At 61.8% G+C, this 26,274-nt stretch carries 28 protein-coding genes; 13 read left to right on the top strand and 15 right to left on the bottom strand.

Going from position 1 to position 26,274, the window contains the following annotated elements; all coding sequences use genetic code 11:
- From PHS32_RS17830 to hyfB, 3 genes are all read right to left on the bottom strand, one after another.
- Positions 1-649: formate hydrogenlyase (locus tag PHS32_RS17830; RefSeq protein ID WP_301080439.1), on the bottom strand; the 649-nt coding region annotated here is incomplete at its 3' end.
- Positions 646-1,596 carry an NADH-quinone oxidoreductase subunit H gene (locus PHS32_RS17825; protein ID WP_301080438.1) on the bottom strand — a complete coding sequence of 317 codons (951 nt, stop codon included), beginning with the start codon at positions 1,594-1,596 and terminating at the stop codon, positions 646-648. The genes PHS32_RS17830 and PHS32_RS17825, both read right to left, overlap by 4 nt.
- Positions 1,593-3,617, bottom strand: a complete 2,025-nt coding sequence (gene hyfB, locus PHS32_RS17820; RefSeq protein ID WP_301080437.1) for a hydrogenase 4 subunit B — start codon at positions 3,615-3,617, stop codon at positions 1,593-1,595. The genes PHS32_RS17825 and hyfB overlap by 4 nt, the downstream gene beginning before the upstream one ends.
- 140 nt (positions 3,618-3,757) lie before the next feature.
- Here hyfB and PHS32_RS17815 point away from each other — a divergent pair, with 140 nt between their 5' ends.
- The 3 genes from PHS32_RS17815 (at position 3,758) to nadB (ending at position 6,409) form a co-directional block, all read left to right on the top strand.
- Positions 3,758-3,964 carry a DUF3460 family protein gene (locus PHS32_RS17815; RefSeq protein WP_301080435.1) on the top strand — a complete coding sequence of 69 codons (207 nt, stop codon included), beginning with the start codon at positions 3,758-3,760 and terminating at the stop codon, positions 3,962-3,964.
- A gap of 61 nt (positions 3,965-4,025) precedes the next feature.
- Positions 4,026-4,823, top strand: coding sequence for a ScpA family protein (locus tag PHS32_RS17810; protein ID WP_301080440.1), 798 nt, complete (start codon positions 4,026-4,028; stop codon positions 4,821-4,823).
- Positions 4,824-4,834: 11 nt separating this feature from the next.
- Complete coding sequence (gene nadB, locus PHS32_RS17805) at positions 4,835-6,409, top strand: L-aspartate oxidase (RefSeq protein WP_301080434.1); 1,575 nt, start codon at positions 4,835-4,837, stop codon at positions 6,407-6,409.
- Positions 6,410-6,421: 12 nt separating this feature from the next.
- Here nadB and nadA read toward each other — a convergent pair whose 3' ends face one another.
- Both nadA and nadC read right to left on the bottom strand, forming a co-directional pair.
- Positions 6,422-7,561 carry a quinolinate synthase NadA gene (gene nadA / locus PHS32_RS17800; RefSeq protein ID WP_301080433.1) on the bottom strand — a complete coding sequence of 380 codons (1,140 nt, stop codon included), beginning with the start codon at positions 7,559-7,561 and terminating at the stop codon, positions 6,422-6,424.
- A 9-nt stretch (positions 7,562-7,570) separates the two neighbouring features.
- Positions 7,571-8,434, bottom strand: a complete 864-nt coding sequence (gene nadC, locus PHS32_RS17795) for a carboxylating nicotinate-nucleotide diphosphorylase (protein WP_301080432.1) — start codon at positions 8,432-8,434, stop codon at positions 7,571-7,573.
- A 136-nt stretch (positions 8,435-8,570) separates the two neighbouring features.
- Here nadC and PHS32_RS17790 point away from each other — a divergent pair, with 136 nt between their 5' ends.
- The 3 genes from PHS32_RS17790 to PHS32_RS17780 all read left to right on the top strand — a co-directional run bounded on the left by PHS32_RS17790 (position 8,571) and on the right by PHS32_RS17780 (position 10,037).
- The gene (locus PHS32_RS17790) at positions 8,571-8,840 is read left to right on the top strand and encodes a BrnT family toxin (RefSeq protein ID WP_301080431.1); all 270 of its coding nucleotides are present in this window, start codon (positions 8,571-8,573) and stop codon (positions 8,838-8,840) included.
- On the top strand, positions 8,809-9,093 hold the full coding sequence (locus PHS32_RS17785) for a BrnA antitoxin family protein (RefSeq protein ID WP_301080430.1): 285 nt from the start codon (positions 8,809-8,811) through the stop codon (positions 9,091-9,093). Before PHS32_RS17790 ends, PHS32_RS17785 begins: the two co-directional genes overlap by 32 nt.
- Before the next feature lie 548 nt (positions 9,094-9,641).
- The gene (locus tag PHS32_RS17780; protein ID WP_301080429.1) at positions 9,642-10,037 is read left to right on the top strand and encodes a DUF2924 domain-containing protein; all 396 of its coding nucleotides are present in this window, start codon (positions 9,642-9,644) and stop codon (positions 10,035-10,037) included.
- Between the two features lie 40 nt (positions 10,038-10,077).
- On the opposite strand, the gene PHS32_RS17775 is transcribed toward PHS32_RS17780, so the two are convergent.
- The 4 genes from PHS32_RS17775 to PHS32_RS17760 all read right to left on the bottom strand — a co-directional run bounded on the left by PHS32_RS17775 (position 10,078) and on the right by PHS32_RS17760 (position 12,400).
- Positions 10,078-11,094, bottom strand: coding sequence for an NAD(P)H-dependent glycerol-3-phosphate dehydrogenase (locus PHS32_RS17775; protein WP_301080428.1), 1,017 nt, complete (start codon positions 11,092-11,094; stop codon positions 10,078-10,080).
- Positions 11,095-11,145: 51 nt separating this feature from the next.
- Entirely contained in the window at positions 11,146-11,613 is a 468-nt protein-coding gene (gene secB, locus PHS32_RS17770; RefSeq protein WP_301080426.1) for a protein-export chaperone SecB, read from the bottom strand.
- A gap of 71 nt (positions 11,614-11,684) precedes the next feature.
- A complete protein-coding gene (gene grxC, locus PHS32_RS17765; protein WP_301080425.1) occupies positions 11,685-11,945 on the bottom strand; it encodes a glutaredoxin 3 in 261 nt (86 codons plus the stop codon).
- 47 nt (positions 11,946-11,992) lie between these two features.
- Positions 11,993-12,400, bottom strand: coding sequence for a rhodanese-like domain-containing protein (locus tag PHS32_RS17760; RefSeq protein WP_301080424.1), 408 nt, complete (start codon positions 12,398-12,400; stop codon positions 11,993-11,995).
- A 174-nt stretch (positions 12,401-12,574) separates the two neighbouring features.
- Here PHS32_RS17760 and gpmA point away from each other — a divergent pair, with 174 nt between their 5' ends.
- From gpmA to moeB, 3 genes are all read left to right on the top strand, one after another.
- Positions 12,575-13,318 carry a 2,3-diphosphoglycerate-dependent phosphoglycerate mutase gene (gene gpmA, locus PHS32_RS17755; protein ID WP_301080423.1) on the top strand — a complete coding sequence of 248 codons (744 nt, stop codon included), beginning with the start codon at positions 12,575-12,577 and terminating at the stop codon, positions 13,316-13,318.
- Between the two features lie 100 nt (positions 13,319-13,418).
- Entirely contained in the window at positions 13,419-14,891 is a 1,473-nt protein-coding gene (locus tag PHS32_RS17750; protein WP_301080422.1) for a S41 family peptidase, read from the top strand.
- An 8-nt stretch (positions 14,892-14,899) separates the two neighbouring features.
- Positions 14,900-15,652, top strand: coding sequence for a molybdopterin-synthase adenylyltransferase MoeB (gene moeB, locus PHS32_RS17745; RefSeq protein ID WP_301080421.1), 753 nt, complete (start codon positions 14,900-14,902; stop codon positions 15,650-15,652).
- Between the two features lie 10 nt (positions 15,653-15,662).
- On the opposite strand, the gene PHS32_RS17740 is transcribed toward moeB, so the two are convergent.
- The 6 genes from PHS32_RS17740 to PHS32_RS17715 form a co-directional block, all read right to left on the bottom strand.
- On the bottom strand, positions 15,663-16,154 hold the full coding sequence (locus PHS32_RS17740; protein ID WP_301080419.1) for a thermonuclease family protein: 492 nt from the start codon (positions 16,152-16,154) through the stop codon (positions 15,663-15,665).
- 16 nt (positions 16,155-16,170) lie between these two features.
- Entirely contained in the window at positions 16,171-16,353 is a 183-nt protein-coding gene (locus tag PHS32_RS17735; RefSeq protein WP_301080418.1) for a hypothetical protein, read from the bottom strand.
- 96 nt (positions 16,354-16,449) lie between these two features.
- Positions 16,450-17,454 (bottom strand): TIR domain-containing protein, encoded by a 1,005-nt coding sequence (locus PHS32_RS17730; RefSeq protein WP_301080417.1) that lies wholly within the window; start codon positions 17,452-17,454, stop codon positions 16,450-16,452.
- Between the two features lie 419 nt (positions 17,455-17,873).
- Complete coding sequence (locus tag PHS32_RS17725) at positions 17,874-21,506, bottom strand: hydantoinase B/oxoprolinase family protein (RefSeq protein ID WP_301080416.1); 3,633 nt, start codon at positions 21,504-21,506, stop codon at positions 17,874-17,876.
- A complete protein-coding gene (locus tag PHS32_RS17720; protein WP_301080415.1) occupies positions 21,503-22,171 on the bottom strand; it encodes an aspartate/glutamate racemase family protein in 669 nt (222 codons plus the stop codon). The genes PHS32_RS17725 and PHS32_RS17720 overlap by 4 nt, the downstream gene beginning before the upstream one ends.
- Positions 22,172-22,194: 23 nt before the next feature.
- The gene (locus PHS32_RS17715) at positions 22,195-22,752 is read right to left on the bottom strand and encodes a winged helix DNA-binding protein (RefSeq protein WP_301080414.1); all 558 of its coding nucleotides are present in this window, start codon (positions 22,750-22,752) and stop codon (positions 22,195-22,197) included.
- 168 nt (positions 22,753-22,920) lie between these two features.
- On the opposite strand from PHS32_RS17715, the gene PHS32_RS17710 reads away from it, so the two are divergent.
- From PHS32_RS17710 to crcB, 4 genes are all read left to right on the top strand, one after another.
- Positions 22,921-23,907 carry a TRAP transporter substrate-binding protein gene (locus PHS32_RS17710; RefSeq protein ID WP_301080413.1) on the top strand — a complete coding sequence of 329 codons (987 nt, stop codon included), beginning with the start codon at positions 22,921-22,923 and terminating at the stop codon, positions 23,905-23,907.
- An 81-nt stretch (positions 23,908-23,988) separates the two neighbouring features.
- Complete coding sequence (locus PHS32_RS17705) at positions 23,989-24,501, top strand: TRAP transporter small permease (RefSeq protein WP_301080412.1); 513 nt, start codon at positions 23,989-23,991, stop codon at positions 24,499-24,501.
- A 16-nt stretch (positions 24,502-24,517) separates the two neighbouring features.
- The gene (locus PHS32_RS17700) at positions 24,518-25,813 is read left to right on the top strand and encodes a TRAP transporter large permease subunit (RefSeq protein ID WP_301080410.1); all 1,296 of its coding nucleotides are present in this window, start codon (positions 24,518-24,520) and stop codon (positions 25,811-25,813) included.
- A 33-nt stretch (positions 25,814-25,846) separates the two neighbouring features.
- Complete coding sequence (gene crcB, locus PHS32_RS17695; RefSeq protein ID WP_301080409.1) at positions 25,847-26,230, top strand: fluoride efflux transporter CrcB; 384 nt, start codon at positions 25,847-25,849, stop codon at positions 26,228-26,230.
- The last annotated feature ends 44 nt before the right edge of the window (positions 26,231-26,274 follow it).

Below are 26,274 nucleotides of genomic sequence, written 5' to 3'. Positions count from 1 at the left end.
TCAACGCTTCAAGGTTGTGAATGTCCAGGCTGTCGAACTTCTCGCGAATCTGGAACATGAAGATGCCCAGGATCAGCACCCCCACCAGCACGTCCAGGGCGATGCCGAACTCGACGATCATGGGCATGCCGTTGGTCACCGTGGTGGCCGCAAAAATCAGGCCGTTTTCCATCGACAGAAAACCGATCACCTGCGGTATCGCCTTGGAGCGGGTGATCATCATCATGAAGGACAGCAGCACGCAGGCCAGCGCAATGCCCAGCGAACCGCCGGCCACGGAGCTGGACAGGCGCGAGATCGGCAAGGCCAGACCAAAGGAGAAAATGACCAGCGCTATGCCCACCAGCATGGTGGTGGGAATATTGATCAGCGTTTCGACATCCCACTTCACGTTGAGCTGGCGGATGACACGGAACAGGATCCAGGGGATCAGCATGACTTTCAGCAGCAGTGTCAAAGCGGCGGAAACATAAAGATCGGTCTGGTGCGTGACGTAGCCCAGCAGCACCGAGGCTGCCACCAGCGCCGCGCCCTGCATGGCAAAAAGATTGATCAGGGACACAATGCGCCGCTGCGAAATCATGGAAAACGACAGCAACAGGATCAGCGTTGCGAACAGGTTGATCAACTGCGGCACGTACTTGATCACGACACCCCCAGCAAGATGTTGACGAGCAGGCCGATCACCGCCAGCAAAAAGGCGGTGGCCAGAAATTCGGGCACCCGGAAGATGCGCATCTTGGCGCTGACGGTCTCGATGAAAGCCATCAAGATGCCACCCAGCGCCAGCTTCACGATCAGCACCGGCAGCGCCAGCAGCAACGCCAGCGGCGCGTTCGCCTCGGCGATGCCCCAGGGAAAAAACAAGGCCAGTCCGATGCAGGAATAAGCAAACAGTTTCAGACTCGCCGCCCACTCCAGCAGTGCCAGGTGGCGCGCCGAATATTCCAGGATCAGGGCTTCATGGATCATGGTCAGTTCCAGATGCGTCTCCGGGTTGTCCACCGGCACCCGCGCGTTCTCGGCCAGCGACACCATGGTGAAGGCGACACCGGTCAACACAAAGCTCGGGTAGATCGCCAACTCGCGGTGCGCCAGCGTTTCGACGATGGTGGTGAGCGAAGTCGAGCGTGAAATCATGGAGGCGCAAAAAAGCACCATCAGCAAGGCCGGCTCGGCCAGAAAACCGACCAGCATTTCGCGCCGCGCGCCCAGCGTGCCAAAAGCAGTACCGACGTCCATCGCCGCCAGGGCGATGAAGACGCGCGCCAGGGCGAACAAGCCAACCAGCGCAATGGCGTCGGCGGCCGGCGACAGGGGCAGATCGGTCGACAGGGTCGGCACAATGGCGCTGGCCAGCAGCATGCAGCCAAAGACAATGTAGGGCGTCATGCGGAACAGGGGCGATGCGTGCTCGGCCAGCAGCGATTCCTTGTTGAACAGCTTGTGCAGCATGCGATACGGTTGCAGCAGGCTGGGCGCCGACTTGTTCTGCAAACGGGCGCGCCACTGGTTGACCCAGCCGCTCATCAAGGGCGCCAGCAGCAGCGCCATCGCAATCGCCATCAGTTGGGATACGAGGCCAAGCAAGCTCATTGTTTGACCACCAGAAGCACCGTGATCAAGGTCACGAAGCTGTACATCAGATACACCGCAATGCGTCCCTGTTGCAACAGGCCGATCACTTTCGAGCAACGCTCCACCAGCTTCGCGATGGGCAGATAAAGCCAATGCCACAGCGGGTCTTCCACCGTCACGGCGTAGCGCGGCTGTTCATCGAAGGGCGTCGGCAACTGCCGCTGCATGCGGAACATGGGCTCGAAAATCTGCCGTATCGGTTGTCCAAAACCTTCCGCCGTATCCTGCATGCGGGCGTTTTGCCAGGGGTAGCCGCAGTCCCAGGGGGCGACCCGGCGCAGGCGTCCGTGATAAAGCTTGCGCACCAGCAAGAACGCGATGCCGAAACTGGCCAGCACACCCAGCAGGAAGATCGAAGGTGCATAGCTGGCGCGCTCTATGCTCACCGGCACCAGCAGCCAGCCGTTTTCCGCCACCGCCTGCGCCAGACCGGCCGCTACCAGTAGTTGCGTCACCGGATCGATCACGCTGATGACCTGATTGGGAAACAGCCCCAGCACCACGCAACTGGCCGCCAGCCAGAGCATGCCGATGCGTTCCCAACGACCGGCGTCATGCGCGCGGGCCAATTTTTCTTCCCGCGGCTGGCCCAGGAAAATGACGCCAAAGTACTTGACCATGGTGTAGCCCGACAGCGCGGCAATCAGCGCAATCAGCGCCGCCAGCACCGGCACCAGCATGTTCAGAAAGGAACTCGGCAAGCCGGTGGTGAAGAGGAAACTCTGCAGCAGCAACCACTCGGCGACAAAGCCGCCCAGGGGCGGCAGCCCGGCACAGGCCAGCACACCGATCAGGGTGGGCCAGGCGACCCAGGGCATGTAGCGAATCAGGCCGCCCAGCTTGCCCAGGCTACGCTCGCCGGTGGCATGCAAAACGGCGCCGGTGCTGCAAAACAGCAGACTCTTGAAAAAAGCATGGCTGAGCAGATGGTACAAGGCCGCCGTCAGGGCCAGCGCAGCCAGCGCCTTCATGCCATAGGCCGAGAACAGCAGCGACAGACCGAGGCCGGCGCACATCAAGCCGACGTTTTCAATCGAGGAATAGGCCAGCAGGCGCTTCATTTCCACTTGCACGGTGGAGAAGACCACGCCGAACAGCGCGGTGGCCAGTCCAATCGCCATCAGCAGCACGCCCCACCACCAGATGCGCGTTTGCAGCAAGTCGAACGAGACCCGCAAAATGCCATACAAGGCAATCTTCAGCATCACGCCGCTCATCAGCGCGGAAAAAGGGGATGGCGCCGCCGGATGCGCCTCGGGCAGCCAGGCGTGCAGAGGCAGCAGGCCGGCTTTGGCACCAAAGCCGAACACCGCCAGCACAAAAGCGACGGAGCCCCAGAACGGCGACAGGTGCTGCAAGCGCATGTTGGCGAAGGTGTAGTCGCCGGTGTTGGCTTGCAACACGCCAAAACACAACAGGATGCCCAGTGCACCGATGTGCGCCACCAGCATGTAGAGATAACCGGCGTTGCGAATTTCCGGGATGCGATGGTTCGCCATGACCAGGAAGAACGAGGAGAAAGCCATGGTCTCCCAGACCACCATGAAGACGTAGGCGTCGTCGGCGATCACGACCATGGCAATGCTGGCCAGAAAGACGTGGTATTCGAGACAGATCAGGCCCGGCGGCGTGCCCTCGCCCTTGCGAAAGTAGCCTGCGGCAAACGCCGACACGCCGGCCGAAACACCGCCGATGAGCATCAGAAAGAAACACGACAGACCGTCCAGCCGCAGGTGAAACGGCAGTTGCGGCAGCCCCAGCGGCAGTATCGCCACCTCTGGCGCGCTGCCGGTGGCGCTCAGCGCCAACCCCATCAACAGCAGGGAGAAGAAGCCGCTGGCGGGAAACAGCACGCTGGCCACCAGGCGCAGCCGCTTGAGCGCAAACACACCCAGCACACCGATCCCGAACCAGGCCACAACGACCAACAGAACCCAGTCGAGATGGATCCACGAAGCAGGATGGGAAAAACCGTTCATTCAGGCTCTATCTGTTTCAGCCAGACAGCACATTTGATCGCTCATGCGCATATGTTACAGCCATCATCCGAGGCCCCGAGCAGCATGGCCCCACGGCAGCCCGGGCCGACCCGTTAAAATGCGCCAAAGAGGTTCAGATCATGCATATTTTTTACCGCCCCATGTACTATTCCGAAGCGACCCAGTTCCTCGATGGACTCAAGGCCAAGGATCCGCAACTGGAGGCCAAACAAGCCCAGGGCCGCGCCCTGCTGTGGAACAAGGCGGTGGACCGCGGCGCCTGGAGCGAGTACCGTGCCGCTCAAGTCGCGCAAAAACCCTACGTTTACCAGACCGCACCCGAATAAGCCCTTGGCCACGGTTGCCCTGGACGGGCTTGGCGACCCCTCGACAGCTGATCTGGCCGGCATGCCGGAGGTGATAGACCAGGTGGCTTTGGCGCGCTTGTATGGCGAACCGCTGTTTGCCCTGCCGCAGGATTTGTACATCCCGCCCGATGCGCTGGAAGTCTTCCTGGAAGCCTTCGAAGGTCCGTTGGACCTGCTGCTGTACCTGATACGCAAGCAGAATTTCAATATTCTCGATATCCCGATGGCGGGCCTGACGCGCCAGTACCTGACCTATGTCGAGGAAATTCGCGGTCGCAATCTGGAATTGGCCGCCGAGTACCTGCTGATGGCGGCGATGCTGATTGAAATCAAGTCACGCATGCTGCTGCCGCCGAAAAAAGTGGCCGAAGGCCAGGAAGCCGAGGACCCGCGAGCCGAGCTGGTGCGCCGCCTGCTGGAATACGAGCGCATCAAACTGGCGGCGGCCAGACTCAACGCGGTACCCCAGTTGGGCCGCGATTTTTTGACGGTACAGGTTTACGTGGAGCAATCGCTGCAACTGCGTTTTCCGGAAGTCAACGTGGCCGATCTGGAACAAGCCTGGCGCGACATCCTGCAGCGTGCCAAGCTGGTACAACACCACAAAATCACGCGGGAGGAGCTGTCGGTACGCGAACACATGAGCCTGGTGCTGAAAAAACTTCAGGGCCGACGCTTTGTCGAATTCGAGGAATTGTTTGATGCCGGCAATGGCCCTTCCGTGCTGGTCGTCACTTTCATCGCGCTGCTTGAACTGGCCAAGGAAACGCTGATCGAAATCACCCAGGCCGAAGCGTTTGCCCCGATTTACGTCCGGCTGGCGTATTCACCTGCTTGAGCCCTTATTCCATGAGCCCTTCTTCCCGTCATTTTGATGTCCTGATTGTGGGCAGCGGCCTGGCCGGCCTGAGTGCCGCGCTGCATCTGGCTGCTACCAAGCGCGTTGCCGTCCTGACCAAGCGAACCTTGAGCGACGGGGCCAGCGGCTGGGCCCAGGGCGGCATTGCCGCCGTGCTGGGCCAGGGCGACAGTTTTGCCTCGCATGTAGCCGACACCCTGGTGGCCGGCGCCGGGCTGTGCGACCTGGCCGCCACCCGGCTGGTGGTGGAGCAGGCGCCGCAAGCCATCGCCTGGCTGCAAAAAATGGGCGTGCCGTTCTCGCGCGAGGACGACCACCTGCACCTGACGCGCGAAGGCGGCCATGCCGAGCGGCGCATCGCGCACGTCACCGACGCCACCGGCGCGGCGGTCCAGCAAACGCTGATCGCACACGTCAAGGCCCACCCCAACATCACCCTGCTGGAGCAGCACACGCTGGTGGACCTGATCACCGGCGCCAAGCTGGGCCTGGCGCACAACCGCTGCCTGGGCCTGTACGCGCTGGACAGCGTCACCGATCAGGTGCTGACCTTCAGCGCGCCGCACACCATCCTGGCCACCGGCGGTGCCGGCAAGGTGTATCTGTACACCACCAACCCCGACACCGCCACCGGCGACGGTATTGCGGCGGCCTGGCGCGCCGGCTGCCGGGCGCAGAACATGGAGTTCATCCAGTTCCACCCGACCTGCCTGTACCACCCGCACGCCAAGTCGTTCCTGATCAGCGAGGCGGTGCGCGGCGAAGGCGGCCGCCTGCTGCTGCCCGACGGCACGCGCTTCATGCCGGCGCACGATGCGCGCGCCGAACTGGCGCCGCGCGACGTGGTGGCGCGGGCGATCGATTTCGAGATGAAAAAAGGCGGCCTGGACTGCGTCTACCTGGACATCTCGCACCAGCCGCTGGCCTTCCTGCAGGAACATTTCCCCAACATCTACGCGCGCTGCCTGGAACTGGGCATAGACATTGCCAAACAGCCGATCCCGGTGGTGCCGGCGGCGCACTACACCTGCGGCGGCGTGCTGGTTGACCTGGCCGGCCGCACCGATGTTGAGGGCTTGTATGCGATCGGCGAAACCGCTTGCACCGGCCTGCACGGCGCCAACCGGCTGGCCAGCAACTCGCTGGTCGAATGCATGGTGTTTGCCCAGGCCGCCACACAGGCCATCGCCCAGGCCCCGGCAACGCCAGCAGCGGCGCTGCCGGCGTGGGACGACAGCCGCGTCACCGACGCCGATGAAGCGGTGGTGATCTCGCACAACTGGGACGAACTGCGCCGCTTCATGTGGGACTACGTGGGCATTGTGCGCACCAACAAACGGCTGGAACGCGCGGCTCACCGGATCGCCCTGCTGCAAGGCGAAATCCAGGAGTTCTACGCCAATTTTCATGTCACCAGCGACTTGCTGGAGTTGCGCAACCTGGTGCAGGTGGCGGACCTGATCGTGCGCAGCGCCCAGTCGCGCCACGAGAGCCGCGGCCTGCACTTCAGCCGCGACTACCCGGACCTCGCGGCGGTCGCCTTGCCGACCATTCTGACGCCCTGAGGCGCCGGTTTTTCAGGCGGCACCGATCAACGGTACCAGGCTGCCGGCCGCCTGGCCGCCCTTCAGTGCCGAGGTGAAAGCCAGCATCCGATCGATCGGCAAGCGGGCGCGCGGGATCAGCGCCGGATCGACCTGAATTTCGTTGCTACCGCTCTCCAGCGCCTGGGCCAAACCGGCCAGGCTGTTCATCGCCATCCAGGGGCAATGGGCGCAACTCTTGCAGGTGGCGCTGTTGCCGGCGGTGGGCGCCTCGATGAAGGTCTTGCCGGGGTTGAGCGTGCGCAGCTTGTGCAACATGCCTTTGTCGGTGGCGACGATGAACTCGCTGGCGGCCAGTTCCCGCGCCGCCTGCAGAATGCCCGAGGTGGAACCGACGGCATCGGCCAGCGCCACCACCTCGGCCGGCGACTCGGGATGCACCAGCACCTTGGCCAGCGGATGCTCTTTCTTCAGCGCCGCCAGCTCAAAGGCCTTGAACTCGTCGTGCACGATGCAGGAGCCGTTCCACATCACCATGTCGGCGCCGGTCTCGCGCTGGATGTAGCTGCCCAAGTGCTTGTCGGGCGCCCACAGGATCTTGTGGCCCCGCTCTGTCAGGGCACGCACGATGTCGAGCGCGCAACTCGACGTCACCAGCCAGTCGGCGTGCGCCTTCACCGCGGCGCTGGTGTTGGCGTAGACCACCACGGTGCGCTCCGGGTGGGCGTCGCAGAAGGCGCTGAAGTCGTCCACCGGGCAACCCAGGTCGAGCGAGCAGGTGGCGTCCAGATCGGGCATCAGAATGCGTTTTTCGGGCGACAGGATCTTGGCCGTCTCGCCCATGAAGCGCACGCCCGAGACCAGTAAAGTGGTGGCGGCATGGTCGCGCCCGAAGCGCGCCATCTCCAGTGAGTCGCTGACCAGGCCGCCGGTTTCTTCGGCCAGGTCCTGCAGGTCCGGATGCACGTAGAAATGCGACACCATGACGGCATTTTTAACTTTGAGCAGGCGGCGGATTTGCTCTTTCAGCGCGGCACGTTCAACTGGCGACGGCTCCGCCGGCACGCGCGCCCAGGCATGGCGTGTCGGGCACACAGTGTCCGGTTCGGCAGCCGCGTTCAAGTGCGGCTGTTCGTATTCGACATCCAGCAGCGGGTTAGTGATGGTGTTCAAGAGGGGGTCCTACAACGGTTCGAAGCGCATCGAGAAATCGACCGCCTTCACATCCTTGGTCAGCGCGCCGACCGAGATCCGGTCAACGCCCGTCAGCGCCAGCCGGCGCACGCTCTCCAGCGTGACGCCGCCGGAAATTTCCAGCACGGCGCGACGCTGGTTGATCCGCACCGCCTCCAGCAACTGGGCATCGGGCATATTGTCCAGTAGGATCATGCTGGCGCCGCAGGCCAGCGCTTCGCGCAGTTGCTCCAGCGTCTCGACTTCGATCTCGACAAACTGCGCGCTGCCAGCCACCTGCGCCGCGCGCTGCAACACCGCCGCAATGCCGCCGGCCGCCGCAATGTGGTTTTCCTTGATCAGGATGGCGTCGTACAGGCCGATGCGGTGGTTGGTGCCGCCGCCCATGCGCACCGCGTACTTCTGCGCCAGCCGCAGGCCCGGCAGCGTCTTGCGCGTATCGACAATCTGGGCCCGGCTGCCGCTCACCGCCTGCACGTAGGTCGCGGTCAACGTCGCCACGGCGCTGAACAATTGCAAAAAGTTCAGCGCGGTGCGCTCGGCGCTCAGCAGCGCCCGCGCCGAGCCCTCGATCTCCAGCACCACCTGATCGGCCGCGCAGCGCTGCCCCTCGCCCACTCGCCACGTGATGCTGGCCTGCGGGTCCATTTGCCGCAGCGTGGCCTCGACCCAGGGCGCGCCGCAAATCACGGCGGACTCGCGCGCCAGCACCCGTGCCCGCGCCCGCCGCGCCGGCTCCACCAGAGCGGCCGTCAGGTCGCCACTGCCCACATCTTCCAGCAAGGCGCGCGCCGCATCGGCTTGGGCCAGTTGAGTCACCACTTCGGTCGAAAAATCGAAAATTTTGCTCATGGACTCAAGCATAACGGCATTGGAGAAAGCGCTCCGGCAGCGCCATGCTGGTAGTGGTGTATCTTGTGGCCGAGCATGGGGTTCGTGCTTAGCACTGATGTTTGATGTATGTATATTAGTATGTATAATTTCGCGCATGCGCTTCACTTGGCACGAACCAAAACGCAAGACCAACCTGCAAAAGCACAAGCTTGACTTTGCCGACGCTCAGCAGGTGTTTGAGGGCCCAACGTTGACCGAAGAAGACAAGCGCGACTATCTTGGCCAGCAAAGGTTCAACACGACCGGACTGCTGGGTGCCACGGTAGTTGTCATTTGCCACACCGAGAGCGAAGACGAAATCCACATCATTTCAATGCGCAAGGCAGAAACCCATGAAACTCGCAAATTCTTCTCCTACCTCTGACAAACAACCCCGCTTGCGCGTGGGCCTCAAAGACGCCACGCGCCAGGAATTCGCGGCTGCTGTTAATCAACGCCTGGGCAAACAACGGGTTTCGATCATGTTGGACGCATCGGTCATTGAGTTCTTCAAGGCCAAGGCTGGCCCTCGCGGTTATCAGACCCTGATCAATCAGGCACTGCATCAATCCATGGCCAGCGAGCAGATGGAATCCGTTCTGCGCAAAGTGATTCGGGAGGAGTTGCATCACGCCTGAGCGGGCGTCCATGGCACATCGTTGATCGCGCAGTGTTGGTGCTTATTGATTCCGAAATTCACGACACAGTTTCAACCAAGCCTGCTTGATGCAGATTGCTTTCGCAAGTCAAGAACTGAGGTCCAGGCATGTGTAGGTCGAGGGCGCCGCGGTGGGTGGCTCCGCGAATGTCCTCCAGCCCCTGGCCTCCCCCTTTTGGCAAAACCCCAAGTCCACGCTGCGCCACCCACCCCAGCGCCCTCGGCGGCAGCGGCGGAGGTTTGCGCGAGCCGAGCAGCCACCATGGATCAGGTTGGTGGGGCGCTCAGCGCAGCGGCATAAAGGAGGAGACCGAAGGTCGGGGGACAGCCGCGGAGCTGAGTGCCCCACCAACCTGATCCTCTCCCTATGCTGAACCGGATTTGGCATGTCATCATTTTGGGAAAGATCCATAGAAGATACTGCAAACCATCGTTATCCGACATGGACTTGGACCGCCTGAAAATTGCGCTTGACATGTTTACTAGTTTTGCTACTATTACTCCTTCAAAACAAAAGGAGTAATAGCTATGACCACTATCGATGTAGATTTTGAAGTATTCAAGGAACTCACTGCTCGGCGCCGTTCCGAGGAAATGACAGAGAACGAGGTGCTGCGCGAGGTTCTTGGCTTAACAAAGCCCGCCCTGAGCTCGAAGGCTTTGATAGCAGCAAATACGGGCGGCGTTGCTTGGGTTTCAAAAGGCGTGTCTTTTCCGCACGGCACTGAGTTCCGCGCAACCTATAAGGGGCAACAGTTCACCGCCATTGTTAAGAACGGAGCGCTGGTCATGAATGGAAAGAGGTTCACATCGCCTTCATCTGCTGCCGTTTCAATCACAGGCAATCCAGTGAACGGTTGGCGTTTCTGGGAATGTCTTCCGCCAGGAAGCACCAAATGGAAACTTGCTGCGGATCTTCGATAGCACTCGTGCCCAATGGGTCGGCCATCGATCACCTACCCCCTCACACCAGCTCCGCCGTCGGTCCCCGTCCCATCAGCAGCGCCACGGCTTGTGCCGGCTTGATGGCTCCGTCCAGCAGCGCCACTACGCCTTGCGCGATGGGCATCTCCACACCCAGAGAAGCGGCACGCTGGACCACGGTGCGGGCACAGTAGACGCCTTCGGCGACGTGACCCAGCGAGGCCACCGCCTGTTGCAGGGTTTTGCCCTGGGCCAGCAGCAGGCCGACCTGTCGATTGCGGCTCAAATCGCCGGTGGCGGTCAGCACCAGATCGCCCAGGCCCGACAGGCCCATGAAGGTCTCCGCCTTGGCGCCCAGCGCCACACCCAGGCGCGTCATCTCGGCCAGGCCGCGCGTGATCAGCGCGGCGCGGGCATTGAGTCCCAGGTTCAGGCCGTCGCACAAGCCGGTGGCGATGGCCAGCACGTTCTTGACGGCGCCACCCACTTCGACCCCGATGATGTCCTCATTGGCATAGACACGCAGCGTCGGGCTGTGAAAAGCCGCCACCAGGGCCTCGCGCACCGGAGCATGAACGCTGGCCGCCACCAGGGCGGTCGGCTGGCCGCGCGCCACCTCCAGGGCAAAGCTGGGGCCGCTGAGCACGCCGGCCGCCAAATCGGGCGCGACCTGCGCCTGCACTTCATGGGCCAGCAGTCCGGAAGACCCCGCCGTAGCAGCTTCAAAACCCTTGCACAACCAGGCCAGCGGCAGCCGGCAATCGGCCAGTTGGGTCAGCAGGCCGCGCAGGCCGGCCATGGGGGTGGCAACGATGACCAGATCGGCCCCCGCCACCAGGCTGGCTAGATGATCGGCCTTGACGGCGCTGATGGCCAGCGTGGGCGGCAGCGCAATACCTGGCAGGTAGCGCGCGTTTTCGCGCTGCGCCTGCAGCCTGGACGCCTGTTGGGTATCGCGCGCCCACAGCGTCACGACATGATTGGCACCGGGATTACCCAGCGCGCTGACCGCCAGCGCGGTACCCCAGGCACCGGCCCCGAGCACCACTATTTTCATGGCAGGCAAGCCCTGAATCCGGGGACCAGTAGGCCTAGTGCCGAACCACCCTTACTGGGTCACGGCGGCGGGCGCCGGCTCGGCGGCAGCCGCTTGTTGCTGTTGTTGCTGCTCGTACATCGCCTGGAAGTTGATCTCGGCCAGGTGCACCGGGGGAAATCCGCCACGCTGAATCAGATCCGCGACGTTGCCGCGCAGGTAGGGATAGACGATTTGCGGACAGGCGATGCCCATCACCTGGCTCATCTGCTCGGGCGGCAAATTGCGGATCTCGAAAATGCCGGCTTGCGTTGCCTCGACCAGGAACACCGTCTTTTCCTTGATTTTGGTCTGCACCGTGGCCGTCACGGTAACCTCGAAAATGCCGTCCGCCACCGGGCCGGCATTGACGCCCAACTGGATGTCCACGGTGGGGGATTCCTGCTCCAGCAAAATGGCGGGCGAATTGGGTTGCTCCAGAGACGCACCCTTGAGATAAACGCGCTGAATCTGGAAAACGGGGACTTCTTGATCGGACATGGAACTTCTTTCTAGTCAAAAAAATGGCCCGGGCGCATCCCGGGCGAAATGGGTAAACGGGGGAGATTATCTCAGGCGGCGTTCAGCAACGGCAGCAGACCGCCTTGCGCATCCAGCGCCATCAGATCGTCACAGCCGCCGACATGCGTCTGGCCAATGAAAATCTGGGGCACCGTGCGCCGCCCGGTGATCTCCATCATCTTCAGGCGCTGCGCCGGATCGGTGTCGATGCGGATTTCTTCCAGTTGCACGACGCCCCTGGCCTTGAGAATCTGCTTGGCCTGCAGGCAGTAGGGACAAACTGCGGTGGTGTAAATTTTGACGGTTTGCATGGTCTTCATCAGTTGGGGACAGAGCTAAAGGTCTGTCCCACAAGGTTTCAGGATTTTTCAACCGGCAGGTTGGCCTTCTTCCAGGCGCTCAAACCGCCGCCCAGGGATTGCGCTTGCTCATACCCCAGTTTTTTCGCAGTCGCCACCGCACGGTTGGAACGGGCACCCGACTGGCACACCAGAATCACCGGCAGCGCCTTGTTCTTCACCACACTGGTCAATTTTTCTTCGAGTTGATTCAAAGGAATATTTTTGGCACCGCCGAGGTGACCCTGCGCGAACTCATTGGTCTCACACACGTCGATGACCACCGCTTTCTCGCGGTTGATGAGTTGCACCGCACCTTCCGGCGTCAACGAGCCTCCGCTGGCGCCCTTGAGCACCGGCCAAAACAACATGCCAGCCGAGACCAGCGCGACCGACATCAACATCCAGTTGTCGAGAATAAATTTCACAGATTTCCTTTGTAAATTCCGCAGTCCTTGCGGCATGGACCGCGGCGACACGAAGTGCGCCGGCGCAGCCCCCAACCGATTCGATTAACCGCTCATTTTAGAATAGCGGGCTGATCCGGACCTTCAACCTTCTTTTTGCCCCTGGATCCTCCGACCCTTTCCTTCAATAACACCATGCACAAACTAGTTCTCATCCGCCACGGTGAATCGACCTGGAATCTTGACAATCGCTTCACCGGCTGGACCGACGTCGATTTGACGCCCACCGGCATTGAACAGGCGAAAAATGCCGGGCGCCTGCTCAAAGCCGAAGGTTTCGAGTTTGATGTCGCCTACACCAGTGTTCTGAAACGCGCCACCCGCACCTTGTGGCACGTGCTCGACGAGATGGACCGTACCTGGCTGCCGGTGGTCAACAGCTGGCGCCTCAATGAGCGCCACTACGGCGCCTTGCAAGGCCTCAACAAGGCCGACATGGCCAAGCAGTACGGCGATGCCCAGGTGCTGACGTGGCGGCGCAGCTACGACACCCCGCCGCCGGCGCTGGAGACTACCGACCCACGCTCGGAACGCGGCGACCCGCGTTACGCCAAACTGCCGGCCGGCCAGGTTCCGTTGACCGAATGCCTGAAGGACACCGTGGCACGGGTGCTGCCGTTCTGGAACGAAGCGCTGGCGCCGGCCATCAAAGCCGGCAAGCGGGTGGTGGTGGCAGCGCACGGCAACTCGATCCGGGCGCTGGTGAAGTATCTGGACAACATCTCGGACGCCGATATCGTGGGCTTGAACATCCCCAATGGCATTCCCCTGGTGTACGAACTGGACGACGACCTGAAACCGATCCGTCATTACTACCTGGGCGACGCCGAGGCCGCGGCAAAAGCCGCCGCCGCGGTGGCGGCCCAGGGTAAAGCTTGAGTAAATCGGGAACATGCCCATCGGGAAATACTCCAAGCGTGTATATTGAGCATGAAAGCTCTGTCCCCAACCGTTCTAGGGCAACCAATTAAAGATTTGTATGGGCCAAAAATTGAAAACTGCCGGCTGGATTTCGCTCGGTGTCATGGCCGGTGCCTTGACCACCATTTCGCTCGAAACCGTGGCACGCGGCGCGCTGGCACCGTTGCCGCTGGAAGAGTTGCAGCAGTTGGCGGCCGTCTTCGGCATGGTCAAGAGCAACTACGTGGAGCCGGTCAGTGACAAAAAACTGATCACCGACGCCATCGTGGGCATGGTCTCCAGCCTGGACCCGCATTCGCAGTACCTCGACAAAAAGGCTTTGAAGGAATTCAATGAAGGCACCACCGGCAAATTTGTCGGTGTCGGCATTGAAATCGCGCAGGAAGACGGCGTCATCAAGGTGGTCTCGCCGATCGAGGGTTCGCCGGCATTTCGGGCCGGCATCAAGCCCAACGACTTGATCGTCAAGATCGACGACACCCCGGTCAAGGGACTGGCCCTGAGCGAAGGCGTCAAGCGCATGCGGGGCGACCCCAATACCAAGGTGCTGCTGACCATTTTCCGCAAGTCCGAGAGCCGCACTTTTCCGGTTCTGATCACGCGCGAGGAAATCCGCACGCAATCGGTGCGCAGCAAGGTCATAGAGCCCGGCTACGCCTGGATTCGCCTGAGCCAGTTCCAGGAACGCACGGTGGAAGACTTTGCGCGCAAGATGGAGGAAATCTACAAGCAGGAACCCCATCTCAAGGGCCTGGTGCTGGACCTGCGCAATGATCCGGGCGGTTATCTGGACGCCGCGGTGGCGGTGTCGGCGGCGTTCCTGCCGGAAAACGTGGTCGTGGTCTCGGCCAACGGCCAGTTGGCCGAGAGCAAATTCACGCACCGGGCGGCGCCCGAGTTTTACCATCGCCGCGGTGGTCCCGACCCGCTCAAACGCTTGCAGGAAGTGACCAAGGGGGCGCTCAAGAACGTGCCGCTGGTGGTGCTGGTGAATGAAGGTTCCGCCTCGGCCAGCGAGATCGTCGCCGGCGCCCTGCAAGACCACAAGCGCGCCACCCTGTTGGGCAGTCAGACCTTCGGCAAGGGTTCGGTGCAAACCGCCGTCTGCCTCGATCCGTCGTACCGCATGGACAACTGCCCGACCGCCGGCCTGAAGCTCACCACCAGCCGTTACTACACGCCCAGCGGCAAATCGATCCAGGCCAAGGGCATCGTGCCCGATGTGATGGTGGACGAAACCGAGGAAGGCAATCTGTTTGCCGCGCTGCGCACCCGCGAAGCGGATCTGGAAAAACACCTGGCCAGCGGCCAAGGCGAGGAAAAGAAGGACGAAGCGCGCGAAAAAGCACGCGAGGAAGCCCGCCTCAAGCTGGAGGAAGAACTGCGCAAACCGCAGTCCGAGCGCAAGTTCCCGGAATACGGTTCCGACAAGGATTTCCAGCTGGCGCAGGCCGTCAACCAGCTTAAAGGGGTCCCGGTCATGGTCAGCAAGACCCAGGTTGAGCGCAAGGAAGAAAAGAAGGAAGAATAAGAGCCGGTATGACGGACGACCAGCTGCTGCGCTATTCGCGCCATATCCTGCTCAACGAAATCGGGATTGAAGGGCAGGAGCGAATCCTGGACAGTCACGCCCTGATCGTGGGCGCCGGCGGCCTGGGTTCTCCGGTGGCGCTCTATCTGGGGTCGGCCGGCGTCGGTCAGATCACCGTGGTCGACCATGACATGGTGGACATGACCAATTTGCAGCGCCAGATTGCCCACACCATGGCGCGCGTCGGCCAACCCAAGGTGGCGTCGGCTCAAATCGCCATCGGCGCCATCAATCCCGAGGTGCGGGTCACACCCATCGTGGCGCGCGCCGATGCCGCGCTGCTGGACCAGTTGGTCGCGCAGGCCGACGTGGTACTGGACTGCTGCGACAACTTTGCCACCCGGCAAGCCATCAACGCCGCCTGCGTCAAGCATCGCAAACCGCTGGTCTCGGGTGCGGCGATCCGCTTTGATGGACAGATCAGCGTCTACGACCCGCGCGACGGCAACTCGCCCTGCTATGCCTGCATCTTCTCCCCGGACACGGTTTTTGAAGAAACCCGCTGCGCCACCATGGGCGTGTTCGCGCCACTGGTGGGCATCATCGGCTCCCTGCAAGCGGCCGAGGCACTCAAGTTGCTCAGCGCCGCCGGACAGCCCTTGACCGGCCGCCTGCTGATGCTCGACGGCCGCGCCATGGAGTTCACCGAAGTGCGCATCGCGCGCCAAGCCGGCTGCCCGGTTTGCGGCAAAGCCCACTGAAACCCTGGCATCAGCGCTTGCCGGCGTGACACGCCCCGTGGCGTTTGCGAAAAGCGCGCGGCGACTCGGGCTGCGCTGCGGCAAACAGGCCTTGATGCGATTGCCGTGCAATAGCCTCTTCTGCCGCATACCGCCCCGGCCGGCCGCGCCAGCCGTAGGACCAGGCCTGCCCGGCACGCACCATTTGCGCAGCCAAATCCTGGCCATCGAGTCGAACCGTCGCCAGGCCCCGGCCGTAGCGATCAAAGTAGGCGACGTCCACCGCAACACGCCGGTGCAGCGCCAGTTGCGCCAACAAGTCGCGTGCCGCCTTGCCGCCGTGCTGGCAAATCTCGGGCGCATCCATGCCCGTCAGGCGCAGCTTGCGTGCCGCCCCGCCGCCGTCCGGCTGCACCCACAGCGTGTCGCCATCGGTGACATAGGTGACCTGACCAGCGAAGGTCTCGCGGGCATGGGCGCTGCTTGCCAGACACACCAGCAACAGCAAGCACCTGAGCTTCATGGTTCGTAATATCTGTTCACTGCTGCCAATGTAGCTCGCCAAGGCGGGCCATGCCGGGCGCCTCATACTGCCAAATGCGCAGAAATCGGCTTCCGGCACGACCCACCTTAGCGAGAACGAAGTGCGTAGGATCGCGCACAATTGCGATGACAAAAGTCTTGCCGTTTGCGACTGCTTTGTTGTTGAATGTTTGAATCATGAACTGATGACCTGGCCAGGATAGTCGACATTCAGGATTTCCCATTTACTGCCTGCAGCAGACACGTTGGCGCTTCGCGCGAGTGAGGGGTTCTCATTAGGCGTCGCTGCTCGCTGGTGGGTGCACATACTGGATGAGCGACGTCTTACCTTGGATATGAAGCACCCGTACCTGCATGACTACCCCATTCGAGTCTTCAAGTTCAAACGGCGAGTCAATTTCGAAGTGTGCCGGCTGTTGCTTGCCACCATTTATGGCAATGTTGTCAGCATACAGATACTTGGAGAAGCCTGTATCCAGTATGGGATTCAGGCGACCTTCGAGGCCGGGAATATGGCCTGTGCTGTGGCAAATTACGGAACCTGTGTTTTCCACGGCGGCTACTACCATTCGCAAATCGTCGCCTGGATCCCAAGTTGGAACTATCGAACCAGGGTACTTTGGATGCGCCACCAACAGCTGGTACTTCCTGCGGGTTGGAATGTCGAGTTTGGCAATGCCAGACTGATCTGTTTGAGATTGCTTGGTCGTGTTGTTGTCGGCGATTGCAACAACCATCGCGGCTGGTATCGGCTGTCCTTCCGAATCGATGACTGTCACGGTCGCGTGGACCGGCTCAAGCCTCGGAACTGTTTCGAAGGTGAAAAAAGCCCTTCTGACTGAAGCCGATGGGATGGTCCGTCCCGTGGAGACAAGCTTTCGCTTGATCGTTTCGACGAATGCCTCAGGTGTCTTGGTTTGGAGCGAGATGTAGCCAATTGTCGGGAGCACGCCGGGGATTGGCGTTTCGTCAAATCTTGCGGGAAGAATGTATTCCTGATGCTCTTGAAACGCTCGAGCCTGCATTGCCTGTCGTTCGTGGTTTGTCCACATCTTTCGGGCATAGTGTTCCGAAATGAACATGATTGTGAACAACGCCTTGTCCTGATAGATTTCAGACAGGTAGTCGTACAGGTTCTTGCCCCAGAGACTGGCTTCCTCGAATAAGTCATAGAAGACAGTGACGCCGGAGTCGCGTAAGAGGTTTGCCACGCGGTCGACGTACTCCCTGTCTTCTCCGGCGAACGAGAGAGCGATTTCAAACTGGACGGTGCGTGCCATATGTGTTTGCAACGCTTAACGAATGTACAGAGCAAAGCCTGCTCGTGATACTGGACATCGACTCCTCCTGAAGACGGCTTGTAGCTTTGGTTTCGGCGATTTTCTTGCGTGTTCGTACAAGTATAAAAACTCCGACAAACCCCGCAGATCGTTTCGGTCGATTCTACGTTTCAATCAAGCCAGCCCAAATTAATGGAGAACTCATCTCGAATGTCGGCTCACGCTGCCCTGCCGCCCTTCAAAACCGAAATTCCTACTGCAACAATAGGCAATTCGTGACAAACCGGTCTGGTCACCGCAGTGGCTTGGGCTGTGTTGGCGACCGATTTTCTGCGCATTTGGCAGCATGAGGACGCCGACACAGCCCAAGCCGCTGCGCACCCAACGCCCTATCGTTCTCTAGCGGAATTTGGTCTCAATCAATCAGCGCGGCCAAACCCACCCCCGCCCGGTGTGCAGATCTCGAACACGTCACCAACCTGCATCTCGGCCTGGCCGATATGCGCCAACTCTTCGACCCGTCCGTCGGCACGCAGCACCCGGTTCACGCCGACCTGGCCCGGCTGTCCGCCGGCCATGCCGAAAGCGCCATGCAGCCGTCCGTTGGACAGGATGCTGGCGGTCATGGGCTCCAGGAACCGGGCGCGCCGCACCCCGCCATTGCCGCCGTGCCAATGACCGGCGCCGCCCGAACCGTGCCGGATCTCATAACTTTCCAGCCGCACCGGAAAGCGGAACTCGAACACCTCCGGATCGGTCAGGCGCGAATTGGTCATATGGGTCTGCACCACGTCGGTACCGTTGAAACCATCGCCAGCACCGGAGCCACCCGAGATCGTCTCGTAGTACTGGTAGCGCGCGTTGCCGAAAGTGAAATTGTTCATGGTGCACTGGCTGGCTGCCATGACGCCCAGGGCGCCATACAAGGCGTTGGTGATGCAGCTTGAAGTTTCCACGTTGCCCGCCACCACCGAAGCCGGCGGATTGGGGTTCAGCATGGAGCCGGCCGGAATGATGACTTGAAGGGGTTTCAGGCAACCGGCGTTGAGCGGGATGTCGTCGTCCACCAGGGTGCGAAACACATACAGGACGGCGGCCATGCAGACCGCCGTCGGCGCATTGAAATTGTTGCTCTGCTGGGCCGAGGTGCCGGTGAAGTCGATCACCGCGCTGCGCTGCGCCGCGTCGACCCGAATCGCCACCTGGATCCGGGCACCGTTGTCCAGCGGCAAGGTGAACGCGCCGTCCTTGAGTCGCGTGATCACCCGACGCACCGACTCCTCGGCGTTGTCCTGCACATGGCGCATGTAAGCCTGCACCGTCTCGAGGCCAAATTCGGCCACCATTTTGCGCAGTTCCTGCACCCCTTTTTCATTGGCCGCAATCTGCGCCTTGAGATCGGCCATGTTCTGCTGCGGGTTGCGTGACGGGTATTCACCGCTACTGAGCAGCGCGATCATCTGGGCCTCGCGCAAGACACCGCGGTCCACCAGCTTGACGTTGTTGATCTGCACGCCCTCCTCCTCGATGCGGGTCGAGAACGGTGGCATGGAGCCCGGCGTGGTGCCACCCACATCGGCGTGATGACCGCGTGAGCCGACATAGAAGGTTGGCTTCTCGTTCAGATAAACCGGCGTGATGACCGTGATGTCGGGCAAATGGGTGCCGCCATGGTAGGGGTCGTTGAGCACATAGACATCGCCCGGCTGCATCGTGGCGGCGTTCTCCCGCACCACGGTCTTGATGCTCTCGCCCATGGAGCCCAGGTGCACCGGCATGTGCGGCGCGTTGGCAATCAGGTTGCCCTCGGCGTCGAACAGGGCGCAACTGAAGTCCAGCCGCTCCTTGATGTTGACCGAGTAGGCGGTGTTTTGCAGTTGCAGGCCCATCTGCTCGGCAATGTTCATGAACAGTTTGTTGAAGACTTCCAGCAGCACCGGGTCGACCTGGGTGCCGGCGGCAAATTTCACCGCGCGCGCAAGCTTTCGAACCAGCGCCAGATGGTCGAACTCCGTCAAAGTGGCTTCCCAGCCGGGCTCGATCACGGTGGTGGCGTTCTGCTCGGCAATGATGGCCGGACCGGCGACGACATCGCCCGCTTGCAGGTCTTCGCGCAGCAGCAACGCCGCCTGCAGCCAGCGGCCGTCGCAGTACATGGGCACTGTTTCGCGCACCGCGCCACAGGCCTGCAGATCGCGCGGCGCATGCAAGGTGCGGCGCGGCTCGGCCGGTGCGTCGCCGGCCACGATGGCTTCCACCGAAACCGCCTCCACGACCAGTTCCTTGCCCTGCATCAGGAACGAATAGCGCTGACGGTAGGCGACTTCGAAGGCGGCTGCCATGTCGGCCACAATGGCCGGCGCCGAAGCCGCATCAGCTTGCGGATAGGGCACCAGCAGCGCCGCATCGCTGCCCTCGTAGCGCACATGCGCGCGCCGGTGCGTCGTGATGCCGCCATGGCTGAGCTGCTGGCGTCTGAGTTCGTCCTGGGCTTGCTGCGCCAGGGCATCGAGCTGGGCGGCGATTTGCGGCACTGCCTGGGCCGTCAGTTTGAGCTCCACCGCCTGCTCCCGAATCACCGACTGGTCGGCCAGTCCCATGCCATAGGCCGACAGCACACCGGCCAGCGGATGGACAAAAATGCGCGTCATGCCCAGCGCATCGGCCACCAGGCAGGCATGCTGGCCGCCGGCACCGCCGAAGCACTGCAAGGTGTAGCGCGTCACGTCGTAGCCGCGCGCCACCGAAATCTTCTTGATGGCGTTGGCCATCTGCTGCACCGCAATGCTGATGAAGCCCTGCGCCACGTCCTCCGCGGCACGCCCGGTCTGCGCCGCCAGCGCGGCAAACTTTTCACGCACCACGGCGTCGTCCAGCGCCTCGTTGGCGGCCGCTCCGAAGACCTTGGGAAAATGGCGCGGTACGATTTTGCCGACCATCACATTGGCGTCGGTCACCGCCAGCGGACCGCCGCGGCGGTAACTGGCCGGGCCCGGATTGGCGCCGGCGCTCTCGGGGCCGACCCGAAAGCGCGAGCCGTCAAAAGCCAGAATCGAACCGCCGCCGGCCGCCACGGTGTGAATGCTCATCATCGGTGCCCGCATGCGCACGCCGGCGACCTGTGTTTCGAACTCGCGCTCGAACTCGCCGGCGTAATGCGACACATCGGTGGAAGTGCCGCCCATGTCGAAGCCTATGACTTTCTCGATACCGGCCATCGCCGCCGTGCGTGCCATGCCCACAATGCCGCCGGCCGGGCCGCTCAGAATCGCGTCCTTGCCGGCGAAGGCATGCGCGTCGGTCAGGCCACCACTTGATTGCATGAAGAACAGCTTGACCCCCGGCATCTCGCGCGCCACCTGCTGCACATAACGCCGCAGAATGGGCGACAGGTACGCATCCACCACCGTGGTGTCACCGCGGCTGACGAACTTCATCATCGGGCTGGTTTCATGCGAGGTGCTGATCTGGGTAAAGCCGACCTCGGCGGCAATCCGTTTGGCCGCCAGTTCATGCGCCGTATAGCGATAGCCGTGCAGGAAGACAATGGCCACGCTGCGCAGACCCATTTGGTAATGCGCCAGCAGCTCTTGCTTCAGCAGCGCCGCGTCAAGCGGCTGAACCAGATCGCCATGCGCGCCAAAGCGCTCCCGCGCCTCGATGACGGCGCTGTACAGCAGTTCCGGCAACAGAATATGGCGATCGAAGATATGCGGACGGTTCTGGTAAGCGATGCGCAAGGCATCGCGAAAACCGCGCGTCGTCACCAGCAGCGTCGGCTCGCCCTTGCGCTCCAGCAAGGCGTTGGTGGCCACTGTGGTGCCCATCTTGACGCACTCCACCAGCTCGGGCGTCACCAGCTGACCGGCGGGCAAGCCCAGCAGTTGCCGGATACCGGCCACGGCGGCGTCCTGGTATTGCTCCGGGTTGTCGCTGAGCAGCTTGTGCGTGACCAGCGAACCGTCCGGGCGCTTGCCGACAACGTCGGTGAAAGTGCCGCCGCGGTCGATCCAGAACTGCCAGCGTTTGGGTGCTTCGGTTGCGGTGTTCATGCAATGCTTCTCCATCTCTGTTCCAGCAAGGAAACAATGTGTTCCACCCGTTTGCCGGTGGCAGCGCCAACGGCCTGGGCATAAGGCGGCATGTTGGTGCATTCCAGCACCAGCGTGGTGATTTCGGGGTGGTCCGATAGCAAGGCCAGTGCGCCGTCCACCACGTCTTGTTGGGCCTGCCGAAGATCCATAAAAGACTGGTTGCCGATCAGGCGGCGCTGAAACTCGCAGCCTGCGGCCACGCCACCGACCGGCGTGGCCGGGTCGGCGCCAACGCCCATCAACTGGCTGGCATCCAGCGCCGGCGCGTCAATCGTGAGGACGCCGCAGCGCTGCCCGGCCAGTTCCGGTGCGCTTAGCCACAACAGGCTGGAACTGATCAGCGGCACCGGCACGGCGGCCTGCAACTCGCGCTGGTAGCGCGCCAAAAAACCGCAACTGGTGCTGAGCATGGTGGCGCCCTGCGCCACCAGCTCCTGCGCCGCCGCTACAAAAGGCTGCAGCGCCAGACTGGCGTTGGCACGCACCACTTTTTCCGGGCTGGCACCGCGCACCGTCTGGTAGCGCACCGGGATCTGTAGGCCTGCAAAGGTGGCGGGATTACCGATGTCACCCAAGGGTCGCGGAAAACGCGTATCGAGCATCAGGATACCCAGGAACGACATCAGGCTGCTTCTCCGGCTTGTGCTTACAGACTGGCAGCGGAGCGCGCCGCCTGGTCATAAATGCCCGACAGCAGGCGCAGCAAACGCGCCAGCTCGCCAATATCGCGGTTCAAGGCGTCGTCGGCATTGAGGGCATTGATCAGGCAGGATTCGCGGATTTCGCGGTAGCGCTCCACATGCTTGTGCCCCAATTCGGTCGCCGCATAGGTCACTTCCTTGCCGTTCTTGTGGGACGCCACCACGCCCAGGTTTTGCAGCTTCTTGAGCGCGTAATTGATCAGATGGGTGTCTTCCACGTTCATGATGAAGCAGATGTCGGCCAGCCGCTTGTTGCGGGCGCGGTGCGTCACATGGTGCAGCACCAGCACATCCAACGGCGTCAGATCCTTCAGGCCGGCGGTACTCATGCAATGCACAATCCAGCGCTGAAACGCGTTGCCGGCGACGATCAGACCAAACTCGAACTCGCTCATCTCGGCGCTGCGCGGCGACACCAGGTGCGCCGACGATACGATCGGCGGCTTTTCTGCTGTCAGCGGCGCCGGCAGCGTCGTTGCTTTGGTTTGGATTTTTTTGGTCATGAACCGGCTCCGGGTTGGCACCTTTGTTGCATGACGCAGATTGTAGGTAGTTAGATCACAATTTATCAACAATTTGTTGACATTTAGGGAAAACACTGAGTCCCCGCGATCAAATCGGCCTTACATTCAAGCATCCACTTTGGCCTTCAAAATCAACCGGAGTTTTTTATGAAACGTCGTCTGTTCGCACTCAGCACCACCGCCGCCGCAGTTGCCCTGGCATTGACCTCGGGCCTGGCCTCGGCGCAAACCAAATGGGACCTGCCGGCCGCCTACCCGGCCAGCAATTTCCACACCGAAAACATCATCCAATTCGCCAATGATGTCGAGAAGGCAACCGGCGGCAAGCTGAAAATCACGGTGCACGCCAATGCGTCGCTGTTCAAGGCAACCGAGATCAAGCGCGCCGTGCAAGGTGGCCAAGCCCAGATCGGCGAAGTTCTGCTGGTCAATTTCGAGAACGAAAACCCGATCTACGGCGCCGACGGCATCCCGTTCCTGGCCACCAGCTTTGCCGACAGCATGAAGCTGTACAAGGCGCAAAAACCGGTGCTCGACAAGCTGCTGGGCGCGCAGGGCATGAAGCTGCTCTACACCGTGGCCTGGCCACCGCAAGGCCTGTATGTGAAGAAGGAAATCTCGTCGGTGGCCGACATGCGCGGCGTCAAGTGGCGCGCCTACAGCCCGGCCACCTCCACCATCGCGGCCCTGATCGGCGCCCAACCCGTCACCATCCAGGCGGCGGAAGTGAGCCAGGCCTTTGCCACCGGCGTGGTCGACAGCATGATGAGTTCCGGCTCCACCGGCTATGACAGCAAAATTTACGAATCGGTGAAGTACTGGTACGACACCCAGGCCTGGTTGCCCAAGAACGCCATCATCGTCAACCTGAAAGCCTTCAATGCGCTGGACCCCGCCACACAGGCCGCGGTGACGAAAGCCGCCGCCGACGCCGAAGTCCGTGGCTGGAAACTCAGCGCCGAGAAGAACGAGTGGTACAAGACAGAACTCGCCAAGAAGGGCATGAAAATTTTGCCGCCCAGCGCCAAGCTGGCTGCCGATCTGAAGCAGATGGGCACCATCATGCTGGCCGACTGGGAGAAAAAAGCCGGCCCTGACGGACAGGCCATCATCAAGGCCTTCCGCAGCAAGTAAACAGCCCAGGTTCGCCCCGCGTGCTGACTGCACGTCAGGGGCCCTCTGGCGCTGACCTGATCCACAAACCGACGTCTCAATATGCTCCGATCTACCTTGAACAAGCTCTATGACGCCGCAGCCTGGGCTGCGGCATTGATGATGGTCGGCACGCTGCTGATGGTGCTGCTGGGCATGCTGGATCGCTACGTGTCGATGAACTTTCGCGGCACCGATATGTACGCCGGCTACTGCATGGCGGCGGCCGGCTTTCTGGCGCTGGCGCACACGCTGAAGAAGAACGAGCACATCCGGGTCACGCTGCTGCTCAACGCGGTGCCACCCAAAGCCAAGAGAGTGCTGGAACTGTGGAGCCTGAGCGCCGCCGTGCTGCTATCGGGTCTGTTCTGTTTTTACGCGATCAAACTGTCCTACCAGTCCTGGGATTTCAACGACATCTCGACCGGCAACGACGCCACGCCGCTGTGGCTGCCGCAAATCGGCATGGCGCTGGGTGCCCTGGTCCTGCTGATCGCCTTCGTCGACGAACTGGTGCTGGAATTCCTCGGCCAGCGCCTCACCGTCGACAGCGAAGAAGCCCTGCACAACGAATAACAAGAACGAGAATTTCATGAGTGAACTTTCTGTTACCGCGCTGCTGATCGGCTCGCTGTTCCTGATCCTGGGCAGCGGCGTCTGGATCGGCCTGACACTGACCGGTGTCGCCTGGATTGCGATGGAACTGTTCTCCAGCCGTCCGGCCGGCGAAGCCATGGCCTTGACGATCTGGGGCTCGTCTTCCAGTTGGACCCTGACCGCCCTGCCCTTGTTCATCTGGATGGGCGAAATCCTGTTTCGCACCAAGCTTTCCGAGAGCATGTTCAAGGGCTTGGCGCCGTGGGTCAACTGGCTGCCCGGACGCCTGCTGCACACCAACGTGATCGGCTGCACCATCTTTGCCGCCGTCTCCGGTTCCAGTGCCGCCACCTGCGCCACCATCGGCAAGATGACGCTGCCCGAACTGACCCGGCGCGGCTACCCGCAAGACCAGATCATCGGCTCGCTGGCCGGTGCCGGCACGCTGGGTCTGCTGATCCCGCCGTCCATCATCATGATCGTGTACGGCGTCAGCGCCGAGGTCTCGATCTCGCAACTGTTTGTCGCCGGTGTGCTGCCGGGGCTGCTGCTGGCGTCGCTGTTCAGCGGCTACCTGATTGTCTGGTCGTTGCTCAATCCCGGCAAGATTCCGCCCACCACCGAACAGTTCACCTTCACGCAAAGAGTCTATGAGTCGCGCCACCTGATTCCGGTGGTGGGTCTGATCGGCGCCGTGCTGGGCAGCATCTACGCCGGCGTTGCCACCGCCACCGAGGCCGCCGCCGTGGGCGTCATCGGCTCCTTCATCCTGTCGGCCCTGCAGGGCTCGCTGAACTGGAGCAACTTCAAGGAAGCGCTGATGGGCGCGACCCGGCTGTATTGCATGATCGCCCTGATTCTTGCCGGCGCCGCCTTCCTGACCCTGAGCATGGGCTACATCGGCCTGCCGCGCCATCTGGCCGAGTACGTCTCCTCGCTGGGCCTGAGCCCGTTCCTGCTGATCCTGGCGCTGACCGTGTTCTACTCCATCCTGGGTTGCTTTCTGGACGGCATCTCGATGGTGGTATTGACCATGGGCGTGCTGCTGCCGACGGTGCAGGCGGCGCACATCGACCTGCTCTGGTTCGGCATCTTCATCGTCATCGTGGTCGAGATGGCACAGATCACGCCACCGGTCGGCTTCAACCTGTTTGTGCTGCAAGGCATGACCAAGAAGGAAATCACCTACATCGCCCGGGTCACCCTGCCGTTCTTCTTTTTGATGTGCGCCATGGTGCTGTTGCTGTGGTACTTCCCACAAATGGCGACCTGGTTGCCCGGGAAAATGTAGCGGAGGCAGCGCCACCTTTATGATGGCGTCCTCATGATCTCAGTCCTTGCAATTTGTATCGGCGCCTGTCTCGGCGCCCTGGCCCGCTGGGGCCTGGGGCTGTGGCTCAACCCCGGCGCCACCATTCCTCTTGGCACCCTGGCCGCCAACCTGATCGGCGGCTACCTGGTGGGCGTTTGCGTGGCCGTGTTTCAGGGCTTGCCCAACCTCGACCCGATCTGGCGCCTGACCCTGGTGACCGGTTTTCTGGGCGCCCTGACCACCTTCTCCAGCTTCTCGGCGGAGGTGGTCGGCATGCTGGGCCAGCAGCGCTATGCCCTGGCCCTGGGCACGGCCGCGCTGCACCTGTTCGGCTCGCTGCTGCTGACCGTCGCCGGGATTCAAAGCGTTGCTTTTTTTGCAGCATCCCGCGGCTGATTGAAGCCGGCCAAGACTTCAACCAACTTTCCCGCTTGCGGCGG

This window comes from Rhodoferax sp. (assembly GCF_028714215.1).
In the GTDB taxonomy this organism is placed as follows: Bacteria; Pseudomonadota; Gammaproteobacteria; order Burkholderiales; family Burkholderiaceae_C; genus Rhodoferax.
This window is presented reverse-complemented; position numbering and strand designations above follow the sequence as displayed.

Excerpts from the sequence above, each read along its gene's own strand:
- PHS32_RS17715 (WP_301080414.1), bottom strand. The coding sequence starts at position 22,752 with ATGACCAAAAAAATCCAAACCAAAGCAACGACGCTGCCGGCGCCGCTG.
- secB (WP_301080426.1), bottom strand. The coding sequence starts at position 11,613 with ATGTCCGATCAAGAAGTCCCCGTTTTCCAGATTCAGCGCGTTTATCTC.
- PHS32_RS17710 (WP_301080413.1), top strand. The coding sequence starts at position 22,921 with ATGAAACGTCGTCTGTTCGCACTCAGCACCACCGCCGCCGCAGTTGCC.
- nadC (WP_301080432.1), bottom strand. The coding sequence starts at position 8,434 with ATGAGCAAAATTTTCGATTTTTCGACCGAAGTGGTGACTCAACTGGCC.
- PHS32_RS17720 (WP_301080415.1), bottom strand. The coding sequence starts at position 22,171 with ATGTCGTTCCTGGGTATCCTGATGCTCGATACGCGTTTTCCGCGACCC.
- PHS32_RS17730 (WP_301080417.1), bottom strand. The coding sequence starts at position 17,454 with ATGGCACGCACCGTCCAGTTTGAAATCGCTCTCTCGTTCGCCGGAGAA.
- PHS32_RS17735 (WP_301080418.1), bottom strand. The coding sequence starts at position 16,353 with ATGATTCAAACATTCAACAACAAAGCAGTCGCAAACGGCAAGACTTTT.
- moeB (WP_301080421.1), top strand. The coding sequence starts at position 14,900 with ATGACGGACGACCAGCTGCTGCGCTATTCGCGCCATATCCTGCTCAAC.
- PHS32_RS17750 (WP_301080422.1), top strand. The coding sequence starts at position 13,419 with ATGGGCCAAAAATTGAAAACTGCCGGCTGGATTTCGCTCGGTGTCATG.
- PHS32_RS17810 (WP_301080440.1), top strand. The coding sequence starts at position 4,026 with ATGCCGGAGGTGATAGACCAGGTGGCTTTGGCGCGCTTGTATGGCGAA.
- gpmA (WP_301080423.1), top strand. The coding sequence starts at position 12,575 with ATGCACAAACTAGTTCTCATCCGCCACGGTGAATCGACCTGGAATCTT.
- grxC (WP_301080425.1), bottom strand. The coding sequence starts at position 11,945 with ATGCAAACCGTCAAAATTTACACCACCGCAGTTTGTCCCTACTGCCTG.
- hyfB (WP_301080437.1), bottom strand. The coding sequence starts at position 3,617 with ATGAACGGTTTTTCCCATCCTGCTTCGTGGATCCATCTCGACTGGGTT.
- PHS32_RS17790 (WP_301080431.1), top strand. The coding sequence starts at position 8,571 with ATGCGCTTCACTTGGCACGAACCAAAACGCAAGACCAACCTGCAAAAG.
- PHS32_RS17740 (WP_301080419.1), bottom strand. The coding sequence starts at position 16,154 with ATGAAGCTCAGGTGCTTGCTGTTGCTGGTGTGTCTGGCAAGCAGCGCC.
- crcB (WP_301080409.1), top strand. The coding sequence starts at position 25,847 with ATGATCTCAGTCCTTGCAATTTGTATCGGCGCCTGTCTCGGCGCCCTG.
- PHS32_RS17825 (WP_301080438.1), bottom strand. The coding sequence starts at position 1,596 with ATGAGCTTGCTTGGCCTCGTATCCCAACTGATGGCGATTGCGATGGCG.
- PHS32_RS17700 (WP_301080410.1), top strand. The coding sequence starts at position 24,518 with ATGAGTGAACTTTCTGTTACCGCGCTGCTGATCGGCTCGCTGTTCCTG.
- PHS32_RS17725 (WP_301080416.1), bottom strand. The coding sequence starts at position 21,506 with ATGAACACCGCAACCGAAGCACCCAAACGCTGGCAGTTCTGGATCGAC.
- PHS32_RS17775 (WP_301080428.1), bottom strand. The coding sequence starts at position 11,094 with ATGAAAATAGTGGTGCTCGGGGCCGGTGCCTGGGGTACCGCGCTGGCG.
- PHS32_RS17815 (WP_301080435.1), top strand. The coding sequence starts at position 3,758 with ATGCATATTTTTTACCGCCCCATGTACTATTCCGAAGCGACCCAGTTC.
- nadB (WP_301080434.1), top strand. The coding sequence starts at position 4,835 with ATGAGCCCTTCTTCCCGTCATTTTGATGTCCTGATTGTGGGCAGCGGC.
- PHS32_RS17705 (WP_301080412.1), top strand. The coding sequence starts at position 23,989 with ATGCTCCGATCTACCTTGAACAAGCTCTATGACGCCGCAGCCTGGGCT.
- PHS32_RS17785 (WP_301080430.1), top strand. The coding sequence starts at position 8,809 with ATGAAACTCGCAAATTCTTCTCCTACCTCTGACAAACAACCCCGCTTG.
- PHS32_RS17780 (WP_301080429.1), top strand. The coding sequence starts at position 9,642 with ATGACCACTATCGATGTAGATTTTGAAGTATTCAAGGAACTCACTGCT.